Source organism: Bradyrhizobium sp., from assembly GCF_019242285.1.
Classification (GTDB): domain Bacteria; phylum Pseudomonadota; class Alphaproteobacteria; order Rhizobiales; family Xanthobacteraceae; genus Bradyrhizobium.
In genome coordinates this window covers 1-2,136 of record NZ_JAFAVV010000123.1, presented here as the reverse complement: position 1 = coordinate 2,136, position 2,136 = coordinate 1, and the positions used below count along the sequence as shown (strand labels likewise).

1 protein-coding gene and 1 pseudogene are annotated in these 2,136 nt (G+C 62.6%); both read right to left on the bottom strand.

Annotated features, from left to right (window positions below):
• Positions 1-1,529 (bottom strand): ABC transporter substrate-binding protein (locus JOY90_RS04485; protein WP_291689950.1); only part of this gene is annotated, 1,529 nt, incomplete at its 3' end.
• 164 nt (positions 1,530-1,693) lie between these two features.
• Positions 1,694-2,136 (bottom strand): annotated as a pseudogene (locus JOY90_RS04480) (oligopeptide/dipeptide ABC transporter ATP-binding protein); the annotation flags it as partial.

The following is a 2,136-nucleotide window of genomic DNA, read 5'->3' as shown; positions in this document are numbered from 1 at the left end:
GGAACGATCCGGTTCCACCATACTATCCAGATCTGGTGCGCCTGATCATCGACCACGTATTTCTCGAATTGGCGCATCAACGCGCGCTGCTTGTCGAAATCTGTCTCGCGCAGCATCTTCTCGTAAAGAGCGAGCTCGTCCGGGTCGTCGTAATAACCGTAGGACCCGGCATAGTTTGGCAGATACGTCTGCACGTCCAATAGCGGGTTGGGCACTCCCCGGCAATTGGCGATCAGCGCGACCTCGAAATTGCCACTGCGCAACGCTTCCAATTCGGGGCCCGTGGGCATGACCCGCTGCGTGACGTGCAGCCCGATCTTGCTCCATTCATCGACCAGCCAAGTGCCGACATATTTGTAGGGCTGGTCGACGCTGCGGTTCAAAAGCTCGAAGGAGAGCCCCTCGGCGCCCGCTTCCTTCAGCAGACGCTTGGCCTCCGCCCGCGATTTCTCGATGTCGGGCCAGAAGCCCGCGACCTGCTGCAATTCCTCCTTGGTCGCGGCCAGTGGCGAGGCGGGGAACACGATGCCGCCGACAGTGCGCACATTGGCGATCTTCGACAATGCCGGTCCGCCGTGCCAACGATCAATGGCAAAAGAAAGCGCGCGGCGGACGCGGGGATCGTCGAAGGGTTTTTTCTTGTGGTTCGGTGTCACCAGGTTGCCGCAATTCCAGTCGCTCTCCTGCACCGTTATCTTGTCACCCAACGCCTTGACGAGCTCGTCGCGTGCCGCTGGCGGAAGGCCGCGGAATTCAATTGCTGCGCGATCCGCGCGTATCGCGTCGAGTCTCACCGCCTGCTTATCGGCATAGATCGCCTTGAACCCGTCGAGATAGGGCAGCCCCTTGCGATAGTAATCGGGATTTCGCACTCCGCTGATCGACTGCCCGGTTTCGAATTCGGCGAATTTGAATGGGCCCGAGCCGAAGATGTTCTTCTCGTACCAGCGCGGGTCGCTATCGAGAATTTCCTTCTTATAGATAAAGGCGAACGGGTCGGCGAGCGCCGGCAGAAACGCGTCGGTGGCGAATTTGAGGTGGAAGACGACAGTCGAAGGATCGGGCGCCTCGACCGTGTCGACCATCTCGTACCAGCTCTCGCGCGGGCTCAGCATCCCCTTCGGGGGATGGATGATCATATCCCAGCTCTTGGCGATATCGGCGGCGGTCAGGGGCGAGCCGTCGTGGAATTTGACCCCGTCGCGGATCTTGAAGGTGTAGGTCTTGCCGCCATCCGTTGGCTTCGGCATCGCAGTGCACAGATCGCACACGAAATCGGTTGTCGAGGAAGGGTTCTCCGGATTTATGCGGATCAGTACGCTGTAGAACGGCGCCGCCGAATGCAGGGTCGCGAACGTCTGTTCGCGGTGACCATCAAAGCTCGGCGGCGCATCCGCTGGGATCGTATAGGTCAACACCCCGCCGCGCTTCGCGGGCGCCTCCTCGTCGCCGGGTGGCACCGCCAGGGCCGCGGCCCCGAGCGCGACCGCGCCCAGGGCCACCGCCGACCACCAAATGCCAATCCTCATTTGCGTCTCTCGCCGCGAAACATGAATCAGGTATTAGCCAGGCTGCCGGCCGGCTCCAACCGCCGCGTCGATGCCGCGCTCTCGATCGCAATCTCGCTGCTGCGGAAACACGCCGCGAAGTGCCGGCCGCCGGCCGCCGGTTGCAGCGCCGGTCGCGATACGGCGCAGGCCTCGACGGCAAATCGGCAGCGCGGCCGGAACGAGCAACCGGCATCGAGCCGGGTCAGATCGGGCGGCTGCCCCTTCACCGGATCGAGCCGCGCCTGGCGCGGCCGGTCGAGCCGGGGCACCGAGCGCAGCAGGGCCATCGTGTAGGGATGCCGGGGATTGTGGTATATTTCAGCCGCCGGGCCGTTCTCGACGATGCGGCCGGCGTACATGACATTGACGCGATTGGCATAGCGCGCGACGACGCCGAGATTGTGCGTAATGATGATCAGCGCCACCTCGAGCCGCTGCGTCAGCTGTTTCATCAATTCGAGGATCTGCGCTTGAATAGTGACGTCGAGCGCTGTCGTCGGTTCGTCCGCGATGATCAGCTTGGGCTCGCAGGCAAGAGCGATCGCGATCATGATGCGCTGCCGCATGCCGCCCGATAATTGGTGCG